General features: G+C 45.3%; 18 protein-coding genes and 1 pseudogene. 6 read left to right on the plus strand and 13 right to left on the minus strand.

Annotated features, from left to right (window positions below):
• A pseudogene (locus tag PAV_RS25695) lies at window positions 1–2,587 on the minus strand (hypothetical protein); the annotation flags it as partial.
• Between the two features lie 283 nt (window positions 2,588–2,870).
• Between PAV_RS25695 and PAV_RS25700 the strand changes: the two are divergent.
• Together PAV_RS25700 and asd are read left to right on the plus strand one after the other, a co-directional pair.
• A complete protein-coding gene (locus tag PAV_RS25700; RefSeq protein ID WP_005550965.1) occupies window positions 2,871–3,968 on the plus strand; it encodes a YheC/YheD family endospore coat-associated protein in 1,098 nt (365 codons plus the stop codon).
• Window positions 3,969–4,148: 180 nt separating this feature from the next.
• Window positions 4,149–4,946 carry an archaetidylserine decarboxylase gene (asd, locus tag PAV_RS25705; protein WP_005550966.1) on the plus strand — a complete coding sequence of 266 codons (798 nt, stop codon included), beginning with the start codon at window positions 4,149–4,151 and terminating at the stop codon, window positions 4,944–4,946.
• An 860-nt stretch (window positions 4,947–5,806) separates the two neighbouring features.
• Here asd and PAV_RS25710 read toward each other — a convergent pair.
• The 7 genes from PAV_RS25710 to PAV_RS25735 all read right to left on the minus strand — a co-directional run bounded on the left by PAV_RS25710 (window position 5,807) and on the right by PAV_RS25735 (window position 11,137).
• Window positions 5,807–7,135, minus strand: a complete 1,329-nt coding sequence (locus PAV_RS25710) for a Spo0E family sporulation regulatory protein-aspartic acid phosphatase (protein WP_005550967.1) — start codon at window positions 7,133–7,135, stop codon at window positions 5,807–5,809.
• 107 nt (window positions 7,136–7,242) lie between these two features.
• Window positions 7,243–7,353, minus strand: coding sequence for an aspartyl-phosphate phosphatase Spo0E family protein (locus tag PAV_RS37770; protein ID WP_157267298.1), 111 nt, complete (start codon window positions 7,351–7,353; stop codon window positions 7,243–7,245).
• Window positions 7,354–7,935: 582 nt separating this feature from the next.
• Window positions 7,936–8,136 carry a hypothetical protein gene (locus tag PAV_RS25720; protein WP_005550970.1) on the minus strand — a complete coding sequence of 67 codons (201 nt, stop codon included), beginning with the start codon at window positions 8,134–8,136 and terminating at the stop codon, window positions 7,936–7,938.
• Window positions 8,137–8,183: 47 nt separating this feature from the next.
• On the minus strand, window positions 8,184–8,414 hold the full coding sequence (locus tag PAV_RS25725) for an aspartyl-phosphate phosphatase Spo0E family protein (RefSeq protein WP_005550971.1): 231 nt from the start codon (window positions 8,412–8,414) through the stop codon (window positions 8,184–8,186).
• 215 nt (window positions 8,415–8,629) lie between these two features.
• A complete protein-coding gene (locus PAV_RS34940) occupies window positions 8,630–8,797 on the minus strand; it encodes a hypothetical protein (RefSeq protein WP_005550972.1) in 168 nt (55 codons plus the stop codon).
• Window positions 8,798–8,809: 12 nt separating this feature from the next.
• Complete coding sequence (locus tag PAV_RS25730) at window positions 8,810–10,075, minus strand: helix-turn-helix domain-containing protein (protein WP_005550973.1); 1,266 nt, start codon at window positions 10,073–10,075, stop codon at window positions 8,810–8,812.
• Window positions 10,076–10,351: 276 nt separating this feature from the next.
• Window positions 10,352–11,137, minus strand: coding sequence for a helix-turn-helix domain-containing protein (locus PAV_RS25735; RefSeq protein ID WP_005550974.1), 786 nt, complete (start codon window positions 11,135–11,137; stop codon window positions 10,352–10,354).
• 305 nt (window positions 11,138–11,442) lie between these two features.
• On the opposite strand from PAV_RS25735, the gene PAV_RS25740 reads away from it, so the two are divergent.
• The 4 genes from PAV_RS25740 (at window position 11,443) to PAV_RS25750 (ending at window position 15,686) form a co-directional block, all read left to right on the plus strand.
• Entirely contained in the window at window positions 11,443–12,741 is a 1,299-nt protein-coding gene (locus tag PAV_RS25740; RefSeq protein WP_005550975.1) for an aminotransferase class I/II-fold pyridoxal phosphate-dependent enzyme, read from the plus strand.
• A 248-nt stretch (window positions 12,742–12,989) separates the two neighbouring features.
• Window positions 12,990–14,243, plus strand: coding sequence for an ABC transporter transmembrane domain-containing protein (locus PAV_RS34280; RefSeq protein ID WP_005550977.1), 1,254 nt, complete (start codon window positions 12,990–12,992; stop codon window positions 14,241–14,243).
• A gap of 14 nt (window positions 14,244–14,257) precedes the next feature.
• Window positions 14,258–15,184, plus strand: coding sequence for an ABC transporter ATP-binding protein (locus PAV_RS34285; RefSeq protein WP_157267300.1), 927 nt, complete (start codon window positions 14,258–14,260; stop codon window positions 15,182–15,184).
• The gene (locus PAV_RS25750; protein ID WP_005550980.1) at window positions 15,177–15,686 is read left to right on the plus strand and encodes a DUF1854 domain-containing protein; all 510 of its coding nucleotides are present in this window, start codon (window positions 15,177–15,179) and stop codon (window positions 15,684–15,686) included. The genes PAV_RS34285 and PAV_RS25750 overlap by 8 nt, the downstream gene beginning before the upstream one ends.
• 107 nt (window positions 15,687–15,793) lie before the next feature.
• Here the strand turns inward: PAV_RS25750 and PAV_RS32770 are convergent, their stop codons facing one another.
• From PAV_RS32770 to PAV_RS25775, 5 genes are all read right to left on the minus strand, one after another.
• The gene (locus PAV_RS32770; protein ID WP_005550981.1) at window positions 15,794–16,768 is read right to left on the minus strand and encodes a hypothetical protein; all 975 of its coding nucleotides are present in this window, start codon (window positions 16,766–16,768) and stop codon (window positions 15,794–15,796) included.
• On the minus strand, window positions 16,758–16,931 hold the full coding sequence (locus PAV_RS33865; protein ID WP_005550983.1) for a GapA-binding peptide SR1P: 174 nt from the start codon (window positions 16,929–16,931) through the stop codon (window positions 16,758–16,760). The genes PAV_RS32770 and PAV_RS33865 overlap by 11 nt, the downstream gene beginning before the upstream one ends.
• 611 nt (window positions 16,932–17,542) lie before the next feature.
• Window positions 17,543–18,808, minus strand: coding sequence for an ABC transporter permease (locus PAV_RS25765; RefSeq protein ID WP_005550985.1), 1,266 nt, complete (start codon window positions 18,806–18,808; stop codon window positions 17,543–17,545).
• Complete coding sequence (locus PAV_RS25770) at window positions 18,805–19,590, minus strand: ABC transporter ATP-binding protein (protein WP_005550987.1); 786 nt, start codon at window positions 19,588–19,590, stop codon at window positions 18,805–18,807. Before PAV_RS25770 ends, PAV_RS25765 begins: the two co-directional genes overlap by 4 nt.
• Window positions 19,591–19,774: 184 nt before the next feature.
• Window positions 19,775–21,199: an ABC transporter substrate-binding protein gene (locus tag PAV_RS25775; RefSeq protein ID WP_005550989.1), complete on the minus strand. Its 1,425-nt coding sequence runs from the start codon at window positions 21,197–21,199 to the stop codon at window positions 19,775–19,777.
• Window positions 21,200–21,361: the final 162 nt, after the last annotated feature.

Genomic DNA, 21,361 nt, shown 5'->3' on the forward strand with positions numbered 1-21,361 from the left:
GCACGGCTCCCTCTGCTAGATGATGCTGTTGCACGGCTCCTTCGGCCAGATGATGCGGGTGCACGGCTTCCTCTGCCAGATGATACGGCTGCACGACTCCCTCTGCTAGATGATGCTGTTGCACGGCTCCCTCTGACAGATGATGCGGGTACACTGCCTCTTCCGCTAGATGATTCGGATGCACGGCTCCTTCCGCTAGATGACTCGGTTGCACGGCCTCTGCCGCTAAATGAACGGAAGCAACACTGCCGTTGGCTAATTTGTCAGAGGTAACGCTCATATTCGCCAGTTTGCTTGAGGTAACCGCCATATCGGCAAGCTTTTCGCTTGATACACTCTCTGGTGATAGCTTCAGCGATGTGATTACATGGTCAGACAAGTGATGAGAATAGATCGAGGATGAGCTTATGTGCCTGTCGCGCACTGCATGTGTAGCGAGCTTTTCACTCGTCACTGTCTCTTGCTTCAGCATCGCCGAGTCTATCGACTCGGAACGGATATGTTCGGAGCCAATTGCTCCTGAAGTAATGTGTTCACCCTTAATCGAATACAACTCTATTTCCTGAGTCCCTACAGCGCCTGAACTAATATGGCGAGATTGAATACTATTGTCGGCTAGTGCCTCTGAGGTGACACTCTGATCCGCAAGCTTATGCCGGGTTACAGCATCATCAGCAAGCTGCAAAGTGGTGACACTATGAACAGCCAATTTGCTCGTGGTCACAGCTTCATTGGCAAGGTGTACCGAAGATACAGCATTCGCATCAATATGTCTTCCTTGTACCGCCCCGTGTGCAATGTTCTGCTTATTAACAGCTCCATCCTGCAAATGCCGATTCGCAATGCTGTCCTGTTCAATATGCTCCCCGCTAATTGACTCTTCCTGAATATGAGACGTTCCAACTGCCATTGGCGCAATCTGTTGGTAGCCCACTGCATACTTGGCAATATGACGGGTTTGAATCATGTCGTCGGCAATTTTTTGCGAGGTGATGCTTTGATCCGCGATTTTGGAGGAGGTGACAGCTTGATCAATCAATTTCACAGTTGCAACAGATTGATCGGATAGTTTATCCGTCGTGACCGCTTGTTCGTGCAAATGCCAGCTATGGATTTCGCCCTCACGCACATGCTTCTGATGAACCGCCTTCTGCTGCAAATGGTCAGATTGAACAGCATCTGCTGCAAGATGTATTGCATGAATGGATTGAGATTGAAGATGCTGGCTGCTTATCGACTCCGTTGCAAGATGCGAACCGTCAATTTGGCCGGAGCCAACATGCCGACTTTCTACTGCACGCTCGGCGATGACACGACCGAGTATGATTTCGTTGGCTAGATGATCGCTTGTAATACTTGAGGGGGCTATTTTCCCGCTCGTAATGGAATGATCACGCAGCTTGGAGGCCGTTACGGCATCATCACGCAATTTAGAGGTGTCTACAACTTCATTGGCTAAGCTTTCCGTCTGAATAGCGCCGCTGCGAATCTTCTCCGCAGTTATGGATTGATCCTGAAGCAATTCATTCGAAATGATCAGTTCACTTAAATGCTTCGTTTGAATTGAGCCCTCTGCTAATTTATTGGAATCAATCGTCTTATCGGCAAGCTTCTCGGATGTAATACTGCCGTCTTTAATTTTGCCTCCTGTAATTGAACGATCCCTGATTTTGCTCCCTGATATCGCATTGCGGGCAATATGCTCCCCTATTATCGCCTCAGGTGCAATTTTCCCGCCTGTAATTGCTTCATCAGCAATCTTGATTGAGGTAACGGCAAAATCCTTCAACGCTTCTGAGTCTATGCTCTCGCGTTTGATCTTAGTTCCACTTATCGAGTATGTGGCCAGCTTTTCATTGGTAACTGCCTCATCCACAATATCATCGGTATATATAATCGCTTTTGGCCGGAAAATGCTTCTCTTCTCGAACAGTTGTCTTTCCTTCTCTGCCTGCAACGCTTCAGCATCTTCTGTTCGAACTGTTCCATCGCTAACGGTTTCTTCAGGTAAAACGGAGTTGTCCTGTGAGCTAGACGCGGTCGAGACAGCATCTACTTCTTCATTAGCAACGGTTCCCCTGATTGGCTTGGAAGATTTCTTAGATTTTTTCTTATCGGAATGGCCGCTTGATTTTGAAAGCCTGTTAACAGATTGCTTCGTTATCGAATCATCTGAACCTGTATGATTTGGATCAGCAGTTCCTACAGTATCAGTAATGCGCGTCGCCTGTATGTCCTGCTTGCTTTGCCCGATGGATGAAGCAAGCGTTGATGTTGCGGCGCTTCTGCTTGCCTGAACGTCAAAGGAGATAACCTTGCTCGAGTCCCCTCCTTCTACAGCAGTTCGTTTTCCTTGTACAGAATCATCAGGTGCAATCCATGCTTCCTGAATTTGTGCTTCTTTGACCTGATTTTGACTGAATTGCTGCGCCGCCGCAAATGAAGTAATCGCCGCTTTATTTGACTGTACTGCACTTTTCGATTTCGATAAACGATCCAGCATCTTCAGCTCCGATTTATTCGGATTATCTACATAATACGAAGTCCTTTTTCCTTTTTGGGACGAGCTTCCTTTCTTCTTTTTCAATCTGCGCACTCTCCTTTCCGATGGGCTTCTACCTACACCTACCCCATCATATGCACCTAACCGGCTCCCCGACACTCGCCTAAGCGTGAATCTCTATTCATCGACAAGGGTGTATCCTTGTTAGCCATCCCAGCATCCATTCATTCCTCTTCAATCTGTATGAAGCAGGCTTCGAATCCAATTCTTCTATACTCGTCCAAGCCGCAGCTAAAGGACATGCATACGATGCAATACCCGCCGACGGCTGGCTGCTTATCGCATGTTTCCTTAAGGAGGTAAGGCTATGTCCGACAATCGAATTGGAATATTGTTCAGTGCACGAATGCTGCGTGAATTTATCAATGGCAAATTGAAATTCGAATCCACTCATTTATATGAAGAGGCAGCACGACAGTACGGACTCGTTCCTTGCTTCTTCCGAATTGAGGATGTTCATCTTCGCCAAATGGAAGTAGACGCCTATGTAAAGGGCCCCTCCGGCTATGTTCGCTGCCGCATGCCAGTGCCATCGGTCATTCATAACCGTGCTATTTATAAGCGTTCGTTCTTACATGCACGAGTCCGTTCCTTGGTTCAAGCAAATATTATCTTGTTCAATGAGGTCAATCGCTATAGAAAAATAAGCATTTACAACCTGCTGCGGACAGATCCTCTGCTCGTTACTCATTTGCCTAAGACGTTGGTGGCTACCTCGTCTGCCATCTCTGACTTCATGACACGCTATGGAGCGCTCATCTTGAAGCCTGACAACAGCAGCGTAGGCCTTGGGCTCACCAAAACGGAAAGAACGAGCAAGGGATGGAGAACGACTTACATGCTGCGGACATCAGCAGGACGAGCACGCTGGAGAACCGTAGATTTGCCGGCAGGTGAGCTGCCTGCTGCTGTAAAGCGCGATATGTTGAAAAAAGTCTATTTGGTTCAGCAATTGCTGCCGCTTGCTCGTTACAAGGGCAGACCCTTCGATCTGCGCGTATCCGTACAGAGAGATGGGTCTAAGCAGTGGCAGATTACAGGGATCATCGGTAAGGTCGCACCTCCCTATACGTTCGTTACGAATGCTGCACGAGGAGGGACCACCTATAGATTTGAACAGTTAGCTGCATCTTCATTTCCTCATCTTGCAATAGATGTCCTTCGGGATCGCATATGCCGCTTTTCTCTGCGTATTGCTTCCCGTTTGTCTAAATCGCTTCCTCAATTGGCTGACCTCGGGCTTGATATCGGCTTATCTCCCGAGGGTTTGCCTTTATTTATCGAATGTAACGGAAAAGATCAACGTTACGGCTTTCGTGAGGCACATTTACTTGATTGCTGGAAAGCAACATATGCAAATCCGATTGCTTACGGCGCGGCTTTATTGCATCAAATTAAGGGGTAATCGCTCGTTATTACCTTCGTAATGGACTATCATATTGAAAATGATGGCGTTCTGTGTCAAGATAGTCCACAGGAAACATGGTTTGATTTCGTTTCTTGAGGTGCTGAAAATACAGGACGCCATTAATGAAGCGTCTTATAAACCAGGTGATTAATTGAAGATGAAAAAAGAATTTTACGCTTGTTAACTGAATTATCCTCCCGCAAGTGGGTATCGCGCATTGCAGGGCGCTTCGCCAATTCCGGCTTAAGCCGCCGATTTATCCCCACCTTCGCCAAAACGTACAATATCCGTGTGGAAGAAGCTGAGAAGCCAATTGAGCAATACGGAACCCTGAATGAATTTTTCACACGCAAGCTGAAGCCGGGAATGCGTCCAATGTCTGCTGAGGCAGATCAATTGGCAAGTCCAGTTGATGCCGTCATCACTGGCATGGGTCCAATTCAGGAAGGCAGCATCTTTAATGTAAAGGGGCAGGACTATACGCTCGATGAACTGCTGCATCACTCTCCGCATCGACAAAAATACAATCATGGCTACTGCTTTGTACTCTATTTGAGCCCTTCCGATTATCATCGGATTCACGCTCCTGTTACGGGTGTCACAGTAGAAAGCGAACATGTACCCGGACGCGTCTATCCGGTGAACGACTTCGGTCTGCATCATATGCCGCGGGTGCTCAGCCGAAACGAAAGACTGATCACATACATACGACACCAGTTGGGTGAGGTGGCCATTGTCAAAGTCGGAGCGCTCAACGTGAGCAGCATCCGCTATGCCGACGATCGAGTTAAAGCTTCATACGAACAAGGGCAAGACCTCGCCTATTTCGAATTTGGTTCAACCGTTGTCCTGCTTACGGAGACGAATACGTTCCAGCCTTTGGAGGGATTAGCGCTCGGGGCTAAGGTGAGGATGGGCGATTGCTTAGGGACGTTCCATGCAAAGCCAGAACGAGGACAGAAGATTCCGTCCTAAATAAAAATAGGCCTTTGATAAGTCGTGATCTAAAGACTTATGCAAAGGCCTATTTCAAACGTTTCATTTTTTATATAGTAAACTATTTTCAAATTCCCCATCCAGTATGGGGATTCGGTCATTTACCCAAATCACTCTAAAAACTCTTAAGTAACTGATTACCAAAGTGCAAGTGCTAATATGTCTTGGACATACAGTGCTCCTGTTACAGGAAACGCAACTCAATATCTAATCCTTAATGTCGGAAATAATTCTGCAACATCTGAATTTACTACTTAAGTAATTTATGGTGATTTATGCAACTTACAGGAGGAATTCGTTTGCTTGATAAATTAAAACGGGTTATTACCAATCCGGTTTATTTTATTTACCTGGTAGTTATATTTATAGTTGTTGCGTTCCTGATCGGAGCCTATGCTTTGAATAAATCCTAAATATAAAAAAGTTCGAAGCCGCATTTTTATTGTAATTAACAGCCACTAAATTCCACCTTTTAACTGTAACACAGATAGTGGATAGTTTATGACAAGCAGCCTGAGTTAAATAACAAGCAGATGACCTCTGAATTAATCGGGGTCATCTTTTTTTGCTTCGGCGGATTCCAAATCTCGCTTTTGAATATAAATTTGCAGGAGGAACTCACGATGTTCATTTTATAAAGGGAGATTTCGTCACTGTAGCAAATGCGCGATGGCTGTCTCATATTCAATTCATTCCGATATAGGCGAATCAAACATCTCTAAATTTTGCTTAGTAGACTTTACAGCCTTCATGCAGTTTTCCTCTATTAGACTTGCTGTTTGGATCGTGAGACCCGCATTTTGATTCGATAGATAAACAGTAAGCGCTATAACTTTATGTCAGTTCGGCAGCGATAATCTTTTCAAAATGCTCTTCTTCTGTATTTCGACAATGTAGCCATCCAGCTCCTGGCTAAGTCGAACGACAGAAGCATCAGTCAAATTCCGGCCAGCCTCTACCGCGCTAATCATATTCAATCGCGTCTGCTCCATTTGTCTTAACAAGGCCTCGTCCGTATCTGTTAATCTAGTGAACATGGTTATCCCCTTCTTGAAAAATTCGATAGCTTCTTTCTGTCTATTCATTCCGCTCAGCAACTTCCCTTTATTGATATAATAGTTTGCAAGCTCATTGATTTTTATCGGATTTGTGAAGTCTTCTTCCAAATAGTCGGGTTCACGCAGTAGCAACTGTTGGGCGGCATCCATATCTCGTTTTTGAAGATAGATATGAAGCAGTGAGTTTACGATGTTCAATTTATAAACTGACGATTTCAAGCAGAACTGCAATTGGAAGATGGCCGACTCCACATCTCCTCTTTTCTCATACAGCTTGGCCTTCATAAAAGCGACATGATCCTTCAGGAATGGGAATCGGGTCAAGCTAATACGTGCTAAATACTGCTCTGCCAATTCATAGTTGGATTTCTTAAAGTAAGATGAACTAATAAGCAGAATGGAATATGCTTTATAGGTACTGTCTTTCCCGTCACTGTCCAGCAGCAATTTGCTAAACTCAATACTTTCCTTATAAAAATGCAAGGTATATGCATGTACACCTAACTTGTAATAGAGAATAATGCGTTCATCACACGACAAAAATTCAGCATAGGACAACACCTTTTTTCCCGAAAGATAAGTTTCCGCCATTTTGCTGAAGTTATCCCGCTCCACGAGATAGCGATAATACTTTCCTTTGGCAACATAAGTATCCATGCCTCGCATTTGAGCATGTGCAATTGCATAATCCATTAACGCAAGCCGATGCTCAATACTGCCCGATCCTTGTTGTACAACGCTCATTAGCTTGCCTAGCTGTGCTTCAGTGCTCTCGTCTTTACAGGCCAATACATGCACCATTACATCTCTTGCAAGCGAAATATCACCTTCTGCAGAGACGAGCTGTTGCAGCAGACCAAGCCATATGTCCGAATGAATTTTCGTAGTGGCTAGTGCCGTCACTACCTCATGAGCAGGAATATTCAAAGCCGTGAAGATTGAGTCCAACGAAGCATAATCTCTTGGAGTACCACCATATTCTAGAATCGAAATCATTTTTCGATGTACACCAGATATTTTCACAAGATCTTGCTGGGTCATATTCAATTCATGCCGATATCGGCGAATTAACACCCCCAAATTCTGTTTAGTAGACTTTACAGCCCTCATGCATCTTTCCTCCATTAAACTTGCTGTTTGAATCGTGGGTACCACATTTTGTTGCGATAGATAAACAGTCGCGCCCATATTTCATCAATTTCTTAATAGGGAGCTTTTCAATATCCCCTTTTTCTGTATTTCAACAATATATCAAGCTCTTGACTGAGCTGTACAACAGAGGCATCTGTTAAGTTGCACCCCGTTTTACCCGCGCTCATCATACTCAACCGTGTCCGTTCAGCTTCCGTAATAGCTCTATATCGTTTTCAGTCAATTCAACAAACATGCTTACACTTTGAATATAACAATCAACGGCTTCACTGTTCTTTCCCCATCGATGAAGCCATATTTCTTTAATTTTGTAATAGTATGCGGTTCCTGATATTGAAATCGGATTTAAGTAGTTTACATTGAGGTATATATGTTTCTTGTTGGAGTAGTTGCCTAGCTGAAGACCTATCATTTTTTGATAGATACAATTCTAGAAGTGAATTCACAATGCCTATTTTTATAAGAAGACACTGTAAAACATTTTTGCAATTGGCTAATTGCCAATTCTATGTCTCCTCTTTTTTCATGGAGTTTAGTAGTAAGAAAGCCAACATGTTCTTGTACAAAGGAAAATGGAAACTGGCTATAGATATTCAAATACCTTTCCGCCTCATTATAATCTTCAAGACGAAAATATGATGAACAAATAAGCAAGGTGGAGTATGCCTTGTAAATGCTCTCTGAGCTATCTTCATCGATTCCTAGCTTAGCCATTTCTATTCTGGACTAGCTAACCTCTTCTGTCGATAGGGATGCCACTATTTCCGCCACTGGGATACGCAATAGGTAATCAGTGACTTCAACACTGCATGTTCTAGTGGCATTTCTCCCTCTTCAATTGCGATAACACTTTCATAGTCTACACCTGCTTCTTTTGCAAATTCCTGCTGTGTCATACTCACATTCCGGTAACATTGAATTAGTTCCCCGAATTTCTCGTACTCCATAACGGAACCCATGTAAATATCCTCCGCTATACCGGATAGTCATCGCCTTGCTCCCTAGCTCAACCAGCTATTTCAATCTCCAAGATTGCCTTTTTTAGCAGTCTTTTCTTTTGAATTTCCACCAAATACTCATCGAGCCGCTGACTAAGCTCAATAACATCGGCGTCAGTAAAAGTTTTGCCGGCTTCAAGTGCTTCTTGCAGCTGTTCGCGAGCTTTTTCGATTTCATCCAGCAGTATTTCATCCGACAAACTAATTTCATTAGTAGGGATATCAAAGTAAAACCGCATCTTGTTAGCCTCCCGATTTAATGAGATTCTATTTTATAGTGATTGTTTCTATTATCCGACAATTATGTATCATTGTCATTATATAACATTCTGCTTATTTCACTATGTTTCTCTAAAATAAGATATATTCGACGCTCTTCAACATTTGTTGCGATGCGTACTAGACAACAAAAAAGGACGCTAACGATTAGCGTCCTCGTCTCTTACATTATTTCTTACCAAGGTATGTCGACATCATGACCTCCACCAAACATGACGACATAATGAACTGAAGTCTTGGCCGCTTGACACTTTACATCAGAGAGACCATTGGCAATCGAAGGAATTAACAACATTGATGCCATTAACAACGAAGCACACAATGTAATAATCTTTTTTTTCATACAAGATTCCTCCTAGTTTTTCAGCTCAGCGAACAACGCACTAAGCTTTTTCATCATTTCAAAATCATCTTCAAATGACTTCATGTGTTCAAAGATAAGCTCCAAGCATTCATAAATTTGCTTATGCTCACTTAAATCGGCAAATATTTTGGCGCTATCAACAAAATTTTCAATGGCCTCTTTCTTTCGATCCAGTTCCAGCAAATACTTCCCCTTGTTTACAAAATAATGCGCGCGGCCTGAAATGGAGACAGGTGTGTTCGAGCTCTGAGCCAAAAATTCACTTTCACGTTGGATCAGTTCACCAGCTGCTTCCATATCATTATTGTTGCAATATATTTCAAGTAACGAGTTTACGATATTCAATTTGTATGAAGAAATATCCAAGCACTTCTGTAACTGAGACGTCGCTAATTCAATGTTACCCTTTTGTTCATTGAGCTTTGCTGTCATGAAATCTACATTTTCCTTTACAAATGAAAAGCTAAACAAACTAAATATTTTCAAATACTTTTCTGCCATCTCATATTGTTCTAGACGGTAGTAAGAATTACAAATACCTAAAGTAGAGTAGGCACTAAAACTGCTTTCGGCATCTTCTTCAATAATAGCCTTCTTGCATAGCTCAATACACTCGTCAAAACGCTTTAAATTATACGCATGGATACCTAGCTTGTAATATAAAGTTGCTTTTTCCTCACGAGAAAGAAATTCGACATAATGGAGCACATACTGCCCGGATTGATAAGTTGCCTCCATTTTCGAGAAATCGTCCCGTTCAATTAAATACTTATGTAAAGTTCCTCTCGCAACAAAGCGCTGAATTCCATGACTTCTTGCATAGGTAATAACGATGTTCAGTAATGAGAGCTTTAGCTCATTATCGTTCGCTATTTCTTGAATCACATGGAAGAGCTTGTCCAACAGAACTTCGCTTTCTTCATTGCGGGATGCAAGTAAATTGGAAGCTATCTCGGCTGACAAGGAGTAGTCCCCACTCGATGTTGAATTATGCAATAATCCGAACCAAGTGTCTGAACGATGGTCAGTCAAAGACAAGGCATCGATCACTTCGCGCAGCGGAACGTTCAAAACGGAAATAATGGGTTGTATGGTCGCGTAATCAGGCCGTTTAATGTCCCCATTCTCAATCTTGGAGATGCTGCCTCGGTTAATTTGTGTCAACTCCGCTAATTTCGCTTGCGTCATTGAGCGTTCATACCGATAACGTTGTATCAATTCTCCTAATGTCGAATAAACAGCACTGACAGAACCCACTCCATCACCTCCTTATTATGGAATTTCTTGTCTATATTCTATCATTATATATATCTCTTGTAAATCCCTCACTATCCAACAAAATTAATATTTATTCGACTCCTTCCATCTAACAGGAAAGGCAAATTAGCGAACATGTTTTGTCGATAGTCTCGTGTTGATCCTTGTCGTTCCCGAGCAGCTTCCCTATACCGTTAAGCATAGCAAAGTTTGTACAGTCATCCAAACCAAAAAAGCTGCTCGGGCCCGTATGCCCAAAACAGCTTAATGATGATCTTATCGAATTTCAGACGGACTCCGTCCTGTATATTGCTTGAATTGGCGGCTGAAGAAGAAGATGTCCCGATATCCTAATGCATCCGCCACTTCCGTCACATTCATGCCCGCATGGTGCAGCAGATGCTCCGCACGTTCAATCCGAGAACGAATAATATAGGTTTGTACAGACATCCCGATCAGCTCTTTAAATTTCACAGAGAAATAACGCGGGGATAATTGTGCTCGCTTTGCCAAATGCTGAATGCGATGGTTTGCACCTGGATTTTGCCTGATGTAATTGGCGATTTCGTGAATGGATTCCGCAAGCTGATGACTTGTTTTCCGCTCATCCGGCTCTTCCTTGTCTCCACGCAGCAAATGAATCATCAATTGCTTCAGCACAAGCTGTGCTTCCACTTCCGCCCCATACGTATCCCGCAGGAACAAGCGCACATATCTAGCAAGCAAGTGCTCGAAGTCAACCGTTTCATGCAGTTCTCTATACGGCACCGGAATGTCTGATAAGGACGCATCCACATCAAAATGAATATAAGTTAATGTCAACGGCTTTTGCGGATTATGTGTTGCAGACGTGTGATCGCCTGGCCGGAACAAGAAGCAGCTCCCTTTGCGAATCTCATAGGCTTCGCCGTTCAGAGTCAGCTCCCCTTCCCCGCTCCATACATAGAACAGGTCGTAGTTCGGCATTGGCTTCTCTCGCTTTTGCCATTTCCAATTCGGTTCACATGTAATCTTGGCACACGCCGGCTTCAGAACGTATTGTGTTGGTGATGCTTGTAACACGGTAGTGCCCCCTTCTTTCTCTCTAACATGGTCTCTACTCCGTCATATTAAGTCAATTTCATGTAGGATTGCTCGAAAAATTTGCACTATTTCACTATAGTACCATCACTTTTGCAAAATTTGAACCTCATTCTTAATCTCCAGACAGAATTCAAATGCGCGTCGCCTACTTCCTATAGGTAATGATAACCAATTCATCGTGACGAATGAAGAGCCAAAATGCTATAATAAAAAAGTTATTTACAGGGCGTGTTCAATACATACATTGAACGAACCCTTACAATGATGGTGGAAGGATGGACGCCATGAACCAACTGGCTCAACAATTGAACGAAACAATTCAACAGCACAATCCGAACATTTATGCCATGCTCTCCCGACTCGCACAGCAAATCTACTTCCCGAAAGAAGGGATTTTGAGTCAATCGGCTGAAGCGAAAAGCAAAGCAAAAGCGGCGTTCAATGCCACGATAGGCATCGCAACAGAAGGCGGCACTCCAATGCATCTTAGCGTCATCCAGGATACACTGTCCGCTTATGCCCCTGCCGATATCTATCCCTATGCACCGCCAGCGGGCAAGCCTGAACTGCGCAAGGCATGGAAGGAAAAAATGCTTAAGGAAAACCCATCATTGCTTAATGCGACAATTAGCAATCCAATTGTGACGAATGCATTGACCCACGGTCTAAGCATTGTGGCCGATCTGTTCGCAGATGAAGGCGATGTCGTTGTTCTGCCGGAGAAGAACTGGGAGAATTACGAGCTTACATTTGGCATTCGCCGCAATGCAGAGATGGTTTATTATCCGTTATATAATGACGACTGGAAGTTCAACAGTACAGGACTGCGTGACGCTTTGCTTGCAAATAAGGACAAGGGCAAGGCAATCGTCGTGCTGAACTTCCCGAACAACCCTACCGGCTATACACCTGGAAGAGAAGAGGGCGAGCAAATTGTCGCAGCCTTGCTCGAAGCGGCAGAAGCAGGCATGCGTCTTGTCGTAGTAACCGATGATGCGTACTTCGGTCTCTTCTTCGAAGATTCTATGCACGAATCCTTATTCGGAAGATTGGCTTCTCTTCATCCGAACGTGCTTCCAATTAAGGTCGACGGGGCTACGAAAGAAGAGTATGTATGGGGCTTCCGTGTAGGCTTCATTACGTATGCGGCTGAATCCGAAGCTTTACTCTCTGCCTTGGAGCAGAAGACAATCGGCATCATCCGTGCTACCATTTCCAGCGGGCCTCACCCTTCGCAGACTTTCGTACTTCATGCCCTTCAATCTGCTGATTATGAATCGCAAAAGCAAGCGAAATTCGATCTGATGAAGGCACGCGCGAACAAAGTGAAGGAGCTGCTTGACAGCGGCAAGTACGGAGACAAGTTGAGCTATTATCCGTTCAACTCCGGGTACTTTATGTGCTTGAAGCTTCATAATGTCAACGCCGAAGCCCTGCGCTTGCACCTGCTTGAGCAATATGGCGTCGGTACGATCGCACTCGGTGAAACGGATTTGCGTGTTGCATTCTCCTGCATAGAAGAAGATCAATTAGAGCAATTATTTGATATGATCTATCAAGGTGTGCTTGATTTAACGAAATAATAAGGGACTTGAGCAATCGCCAAATACCTATATCGTATAACGAATAGAGCCGTCGAGGGAGTGTAACAACTTCATCGGCGGTTCTTTTTTAAGTTCCCTCAGATTTCCCGCCTATTTGACATCCCCTAGTAAAATGAAGTTTTCCTCTAAAAAAATGAAGCAATGCGAAATATCACTCCCCAAGCCTATCATTTTATGTTACAATCTTCCAATGTTGCGTATTTGTTCATATAAAAAGGGGGATGTCCATGCGATTCATCGAAACATCGCCATTTGCAACCGCTGATATGACCTCTAACGAATTACTCTTTTGCGGCAAAGCAGATATTCAGGACGATGCCACATTGTCTGAACGCTGGCTGCTGATTTCCAAAGATGAGATCTTCATATGTACTTCTTCAGGGAAATTGGTAAGACATGTTCTTGTAAGCGCTGTCAACAATTGCAGAACGAGTGATTCGATTGGTGGGTCACAGCTTATTGCAGATACCGAGAACGGGGCAGTTGTCCTCGTTCGATACACGTCGATGCAAAATGCGAAGTTCGCTTATGCCTGCCGGCTGCTGCAAGCACTTATCAAGGAGGAGGAGCTTCCTATACCGTCTGCTGACGACCTGCCTAAACGCTGCAGCAAGTGCGGGGTTCAGCTCATCAATCACTATGCCAATTGTCCTCGCTGTACCGACAAAGTAAAGGCGTTCAAGCGTGTCTTAGAATATGCCAAGCCATTTAAAAAATGGGTGGGGATTACTTCACTGCTTGTTATCGTCACGACCTTAATTGAACTTATCCCGCCTTACCTCACAAAAATTATTGTAGATGATGTTTTGCAGCCAACCCATCCTGCTGCATCCCTGCTTGCATTCGTTCTAATGCTTGGTCTTGTCCAGCTTACCCTGTCGGCCATGACAACAATTCGCGGCTATATTGGCGTCCACACCGGAAGCAAGCTGATGCACAACATTCGTGAAGATGTATCTCGTTCCCTTATGAGGCTGTCGTTAGGCTACTTCGACCGCCGCCAGACATCACAATTTATCGGTCGAGTCAATCATGACGCAGAGGCACTCAACCAATTTTTAAATGAAGGGATCATATGGGTATCCAGCCAAGTGCTGCTTATTATATCGATTTTTATGATGATGGGCTCATTAGATTGGCAGTTAACATTGCTCGCACTCCTTCCTGCCCCGATTATCATGTTTTTCTCGTTTGTCATTTGGCCGATTACTCATCAACGCTGGTATATGCATTCGAGAGCCCTCTATCATGTCAATACAATCGTTGGGGATACCTTACAGGGCATTCGGGTAGTGAAGGCATTCGGTCAAGAAAAGAAGGAACGCGGCCGCTATAGTGAAGCGAATGATGCGCTGATGAGGCAAACGATCCGGGTCAACAGCCTTTGGGCGGGCATCTCTCCCTTTTTTTACTCATTTTTCAATCTGGATTGCTGCTTGTCTGGTACGTGGGCGGGCAATCTGTACTCGGACAGGAAATGACACTAGGAACACTTATGGCGTTCATAGGATACATGGGGATGTTCTTCGGACCGCTTCGCTGGTTCAGCCAAGCCGTAAATTGGACCAGCCGTGCGTTCGCCGCAGCAGGCCGTATTTTTGAAATTATCGATACGAAACCGGAAGTCCCGGATCACGAACAGGCATTGGCTTTGCCATACGTATACGGCGAGGTGAAGTTTGAAAACGTCAGCTATGGCTATGAGAAGCATCGGCCTGTTTTGAAGGAAATTTCATTTACTGTACAGCCTGGGGAAATGATCGGCATCGTCGGCCATTCGGGAGCAGGCAAGTCTACACTCATCCATCTTCTCTGCCGCTTCTATGATCCGGACAATGGCACGATACGTATTGATGGAACAGATATTAAGGACATGAAGCAGGATAGCTTGCGCCAGCATATTGGCGTCGTCCTGCAGGAGACCTTCCTATTCGACGGTTCTGTAGCCCAAAATATAGCCTATGCCAAGCCTGACGCAACACCGGCTGAAATCATGCGGGCTGCTAAAATCGCAAATGCACACGACTTTATCATCCGTATGCCGGACGGATACGATACACGTGTCGGGGAACGAGGAACCCGCTTGTCTGGCGGCGAGATGCAGCGCATTGCTATCGCCCGCGCCATTCTTCATGACCCCGCGATCCTCATTCTTGACGAAGCTACTGCTTCCGTCGATACCGCTACTGAACGCCAAATTCAAGAGGCCATGATGCGGCTGATTTGTGGCCGGACGACCTTTGCCATTGCACATCGCTTGTCCACGCTTCGCCATGCGAATCGCATCATCGTGCTGGATCAAGGCAAGCTGGTCGAGGCCGGTTCCCATGAGCAGCTTCTCGCTCAAAATGGGGTGTATGCGAAGCTTGTACAAGCTCAGCAGGAAATGTTTGAAATGAAAGGGGAGTATCTCTTTGCCTGATAGCTCTATCCCATTAGTAGAAGATATCCGTTATTTGCCCTCCACCGTATCTTTTCGCCATACCGAAGGAGGAGTGCTGGAATTGAAAGAAGAGGACAATGTAATACCTGAAGTGTCGATATATCGCGCATTTCCATTCTCTCATGCCGAGTGCTACTTATCTGTTCGGGATCGCGATGGCAAGGAAATCGGCATTGTACAGGAATTGCAGCAACTGGACATGAACAGTCAAGCTGCTATCCAGCTCGAATTGAAACGAAGATACTTCATTCCGAAGGTGAACACTATCGTAAGCATACGAGAGAAGAACAATGTATGGAAATGGGATGTCCTTACGGATAGAGGATCGTTGAGGTTTGAGCTGGAAACATTGCACGAGCATGTCCAGCCGTCCCCAGACGGCGGTATGATCCTCATTGACAGCTTCGGTCGACGCTGTATCGTCCCGCCGGCATCTGAGCTGGACGATGGAAGCAAACGATGGTTGAATCGGCTGTTCTAACCGCAACAAAAGCCAGCGAAGGCGTGTACCCTGCCTTCACTGGCTTTGCTCATTTTCATATATCGCTCTCTTCTTGATTCATTTATGATGTAACAACATCGTCCAGATTATATGGTTCGCCCTACTCCCCGGCTTAACCAGACGAAGTCAACATCTTCCCAGTCCATATCGATCTCCGGCAAGACAGGCTGCCCATCAGATTGCGACGTATTCCCTGGAACATTGACCGTTTGCTCCATTCGTATCCCTACGATCGGATAATTTCGTGTGGCGTGAACACCAAGAATTTGCTCAGCAGCTAGGCGAACATAACTCACATGCTGCTTCCAGCATCCCGCTTCATAGGGCAACAGCACCGTAAGCTGGATATCATAGCCTTGGGCTGCTAAGCGTTGTTCGGCTCGGAACAGTGCTTCTGCCTGCATGTCGATCCACTCCACAACTGTATTGGATAACATGCAATTGACCTCGCTCCCGGAATGGAGCCACTGCTTCCATTGCTTGAGCTTCAGCCACTGCTGATGCAGGCGATGCCGCTCCATCGATCGGTCTGAGTCAGCCGCCAAGCGTTGAATCACTTCCATCCTTAGATCCAGATCAGCGATACTTGGCAGCAGCAGCACGATCGGTGCATCAAGTAAGCGCACATATCCATGTATGGCTGCATTTCGATGAAGGCTGTCCAGCATATGTTCATATTCTGCTGTCATAAGCGGGAGAAGTTTCTGAAGCGCTGCCTCCCGTTCGATGGTTGTTCCTGCAAGCAGGATCTCCCGTATCAGCCGCACACGTCCAGACTTCAATAGCAAGTAATGACATGGCGCCAGCAGCAATTTATTGTACCCTGCTTCTGAAGCAGCTTGCACATCTTCAGGAATGTTGCAGCAGGCAATGTGTATGCTGCTGGATTTGGTCGTATTCGAAATGCCCGTGTGCTCCGTTTCCCTCCATAGCGTGCCAACATGGGGAATGTGCTGCTGTTGCAGTTCAATAACCTGAATGCTTGTCGCACTGCTGGAATTGTCATGGAACTGAGCATTCGTACCATGCCATTGCTCCGCCTGATTCGAACTAAGCTTCAATGTACTGTACCTCTCTCTCCGCCACTGCTTGCTCTTTGCAATCCCGTTTATTGCACTCCACATAGTACACGATGACTTTTTCCGTATCTTGCTCGGCAATGATCCGATCACACTTTTTGCATATAATTGTCCCGAGCAATAGCTGACGGCGTCCTTGTTCCATCGGACATTCACCTCTCCCTTCATCTACATGACGGGAATCCCCTGCTGAATTCAATTGGCTGCATATTTGAAGCTGATAGCGGATTCATCCATTCCATTACCATAACTATGACGTCACAATGTATCGTATTCTTTCCCCTGCTGGTTAGTTCAAGTATGAAAGCACAAAATAATCTTCATATACCTGCCTTTTTTCGGACATATACAGTAAAAAGGACAAAGAAGCAACGTTATTTCCATTTTGAAATAGAGAGAGTAGATAAAAAAGCAAGCTTCGCTCCTGTAGCGTCGTATATTGTCCCACGGACTGGAGCTACTTCGATGCGAACCTTGCCGATCTCCATCATCTGCGAGCGCAGATCATGACCTTGGATAAATTGTAAGAGTGCAAGTCTTAAAATATGAGTGTAAATATGATACACGTTACAAAAAAGAGGTTCATGCAAGTCAAGAAGCGACGGCGACTTGTCGCCGCTTCCTCCTCAATATTCAAATCCGGATGCATCTGTATGAAGAAGCTTTCCCCTTTCTTCACTAAATAGGGGTCGATCGTTATCTAAGATGCCGTTCTAGGAACCCTTTATTTTGTAATCTATATGCTTCCTATTATACTTAATCCTCGTCATCCTTGCGTGGTTTCGATCGTTTCCATCTGGTTAACGCCACGATAAGCAAGCCTGCTCCGATCATGGCCAGCTTGAATGCGACCGTTAATGGCCCGACTGCAATTGGCAGCAGCAGCACGATAGCTGCCAGCGCATGGACAACCGTACTAGCGTATAACGCCGCTTCATGGCGAGCATGATTGGGAAGCGGATATACTTCGTTCCATACATCATGACGATGAAAGGCAAAAACAGCTCCCATCTGTGTGCCAATCACGAACACAACTGCCGCATAAAGCAGCATGCTCCACTCCGTTGCATTTGTCCAAAACAAGAGCACAGCGCCAATAACGACCAGCCTCATAATGATGCCAAGCAGTTCACTTCGTGATAATGTCTTCATGAGTAAATATCGATAAGCAAATTGCTTGTTCAGCGCAAAGCGATTTCCTATAAAATTGAGCCATGGCCGCGCATATCGACGTTCATCTGTTGCCGGAAGATCTACGAAACCGCTCAAAAATAAATAGACTCGTCCTTCATGCGCTTTCTCCGCCTCAAAGTGTGCCTCCCAAGGAAAGCGCAAAGTTCTCCCTGTTACCAACCAGCCCATATAGGCCAAACCGCTGATTCCAATGAACAGGAGCGAAGAAGGCACACTGAGCCACAGCCAGCAAGCAGTGGCTCCCCAAGACCATAGGTAACGGATATACCTGGCAGCAATTCGAAGACGCTTGTCACTGTAATGTCGCTCTTTCCAAGCGCCGAATGCAGCTACAGCCTTAATCAGCAGCAGCAGCGCTAAGCTCAGGATGAAGCTCTTTGGATGATCCTCTGCACGGCTGTACAATGGCCATAGCACACACCATACTGCGACAAGAAGTACTGTTCGCGGCCATAGGCTATAGCGCACACTTCTCTTCATATAGCCTGACATTTGGTGCTCAATGCGAAGCAGGAATGCAAGATCAGCAGGCCGCAGCAATGTACGATATGTTGTATACGCCACCGTAGGCGCTACCAATAACAGAGCAACCTCCTTGATCGGAAAAGAGGGCGGAATCTGTTCGATGAAGGACGCATATAATGCCGTCCCTGCCACGAGGACAAATAGCACGAGCGCCCCCAGACCGCTCTGGATGACATAACGCATATAGGGCATAACCTTGCCCCAAAATTCTCGCTTGCGACTTGTCCATAATGCTTCCGGATGCAGCAGCGCCTCCGTCAAAGGAGTAACGGTAGTCGCCTCTTTGGTTCGAGTCTGTGTCATCGAGGCACACCATCCACAGGGCCTGTTATACGTTCATCACTCACCCACGCATAGAATAGCTCCTCAAGCCGCTCCTCGGCCCGTGTACCGGACTTGGCCGCATATTGATCTTGCATCTCTTGAACCGATCCTGCTCCGAGAACCCTGCCTTGATGCAGAAGTACGAATGAATCACAATAATGCTCGATCGTCGATAAAATATGTGAACTTACCAATAAGGAAGCTCCCTCGGCCTGAACCTGCTTCATATATTGCAGCAGGGAGCGAATACCGAGTGGATCCAGTCCAAGAAAAGGCTCATCGATAATATATAAGGGCGGGCGAACTGCGAATGCGCACATGAGCATCGTCTTCTGCCGCATCCCCTTCGATAAATGCTGTGCAGCCTTATCCAGATGTGCGGTCATGTGGAACAATTCCGCAAGCTCCTGCACCCGCTTCTCAAATACTCCTTGTTCGACGCCATAAGCAGTAGCCGTCCATACAAGATGCTCGCGCACGGTTAGCGCATCATAGAGGATCGGTGATTCCGGCACATAAGCGATCGCAGCCCGGTACGCTTCTGCATCCTCCGCAAGTGTTTTTCCATTTATAGCAACGGTTCCTGCTTGCGGTTCAAGCAGACCTAATATATGCTTCATCGTCGTACTCTTTCCTGCACCGTTCAATCCAATGAGACCTACCATTTCACCAGCATTCACCTGCAAGGATATGTCATGGAGTACGGGCCTTCCTGTACTGTAGCCGCCTGTTAGACGATCAATCTTCATCAAGGGTTTCATTCCTCTTCACCTCACTAATTTCATTATAGCGAACAACCCGACAGGAAGCGAATGGATATCATGAACTGAAAATTAGTTGACACGGCAATCTATTAAATAAGCAAAAAAGCATTCACACATGAGTGAATGCTTTCATTCGCTAAATCTACATTTTCCATCTCGTCATACTCTATATATAAGTTGGTTAGCCTCCAGATTTAGTAGACGACCCTTCCTTCTTTTCTTTGGCTAGACGCGCCTTCTCAGCCTCGCGTGCCTTCACCAACTCTGCCTGTCCCTTCGCTTCCAATTCAGCAACTGCTTCGTTTACGGACTTCTTATTATCGATGATATCCTGCAAGGCTTTCCGCAACAATTGGCTATAAGGTTCATAAAATTCCATAGGAATATTATTGTTGTAGCGCTCTGTGTTAGATTTCGGCTTGAGCATATAGAACGGCTCCGTGCTTCTGCCGTCGATTTCTTTAAAAAATTGATTGCGGGTCGGAAGCTGTCCACTCAGCGTTCTGGAAGCGGCCTTTGCCATCTCCGTACCGTTGACAAACTTGACGAATTCCCAAGCCGCACGCTTGTTCGGAGAATCAGCGGCTATCGCATAGATTTCAGATAAAAATACATTGCCAGATTCTTCAGGCGTTGCCGGATCTACCGGTGCAGTAACAATATCCCAATCGATTTGCTTCGTTTCCTTGTCAAAGCGATAACGATCTTTTAATTGACGCGCATACCAGGTGCTCTCAACTATCATCGCTGCCTTGCCCTTCATAAAAGCATTATCCCCGACACTCATCATTCGTCCGTTCTCACCGCCGTTGTCTCGTGGCGGGATATATACCGCCTTCGACCGCACCGCATCGGTAGCAAGAGTGATTGCCTTCTTCCATCCATCTGAGTTAATGAGCAGTTTCTCACCCTTCTGGTCTACCAATTTCAAGCCGGAGGTAGAGACAATATTGTCCATAATTCGCTCCACATCACCATATTCCTGATACAAGCCGAACACTTGATTGTCGCCTGATCCGATGCCAATAAAGCGCTTCGACAGATCAATGACCTCCTGCCAGCTCATCTTGTTGCGCGGCGGCTCAATATTGTGCTCCTTGAATAGTGCTCGATTATAGTACAGTACATTTGTATAGAAATAAGGTGCAAGGCCATACAAGGTACCGTTCCCTTTGGCCCGAATCATATCAACAAGACCAGGCATATAGCCTTCCAAATCAAACTTTTCCTGAGCAATGATCTCTTCTAAGTTGTACAATTTTCCGTCTTTTGCATAGGTTTCGAATGAGGAATCATCCAAGAATAAGACATCCGGCTTATGCTTTTCAAGGAATTTTTTCATTTCAGCTTCATAATCAAACGGCTCGCCATCCTTGCGATTCGCGTACATCTCCTCTGAGCTTACCACCTCAAATTCGATATCTGGGAACTTTACATTAAAATAGTTGCCATACTGTTGATAGAAGGATTCCTCGCTATAGTAGAGTACCTTAATTTTCCCTTTCCCTTCCTCAAGCTGTTCCAGTACCGGCTTCTCTCCGAGACATCCGCTTAACATAGAAGTAATCGTTAGTAGTAATATGACGAGCTTCGATTTCGTCCACACACACAACTCCCCTTCCTGTTTTTCCAAATATCAACAACAAGTATATAGACAAATTTTCCATATTACAACCAAATAATTATCATCCTACTAAAAAATCGTATATTTCTTCTCTCTGTCTCTATTCCAGCATGCATCTACTAACAAAAAAATCCGCCATAAAAG

It is taken from the genome of Paenibacillus alvei DSM 29 (assembly GCF_000293805.1).
Taxonomy (GTDB): Bacteria; Bacillota; Bacilli; order Paenibacillales; family Paenibacillaceae; genus Paenibacillus_B; species Paenibacillus_B alvei.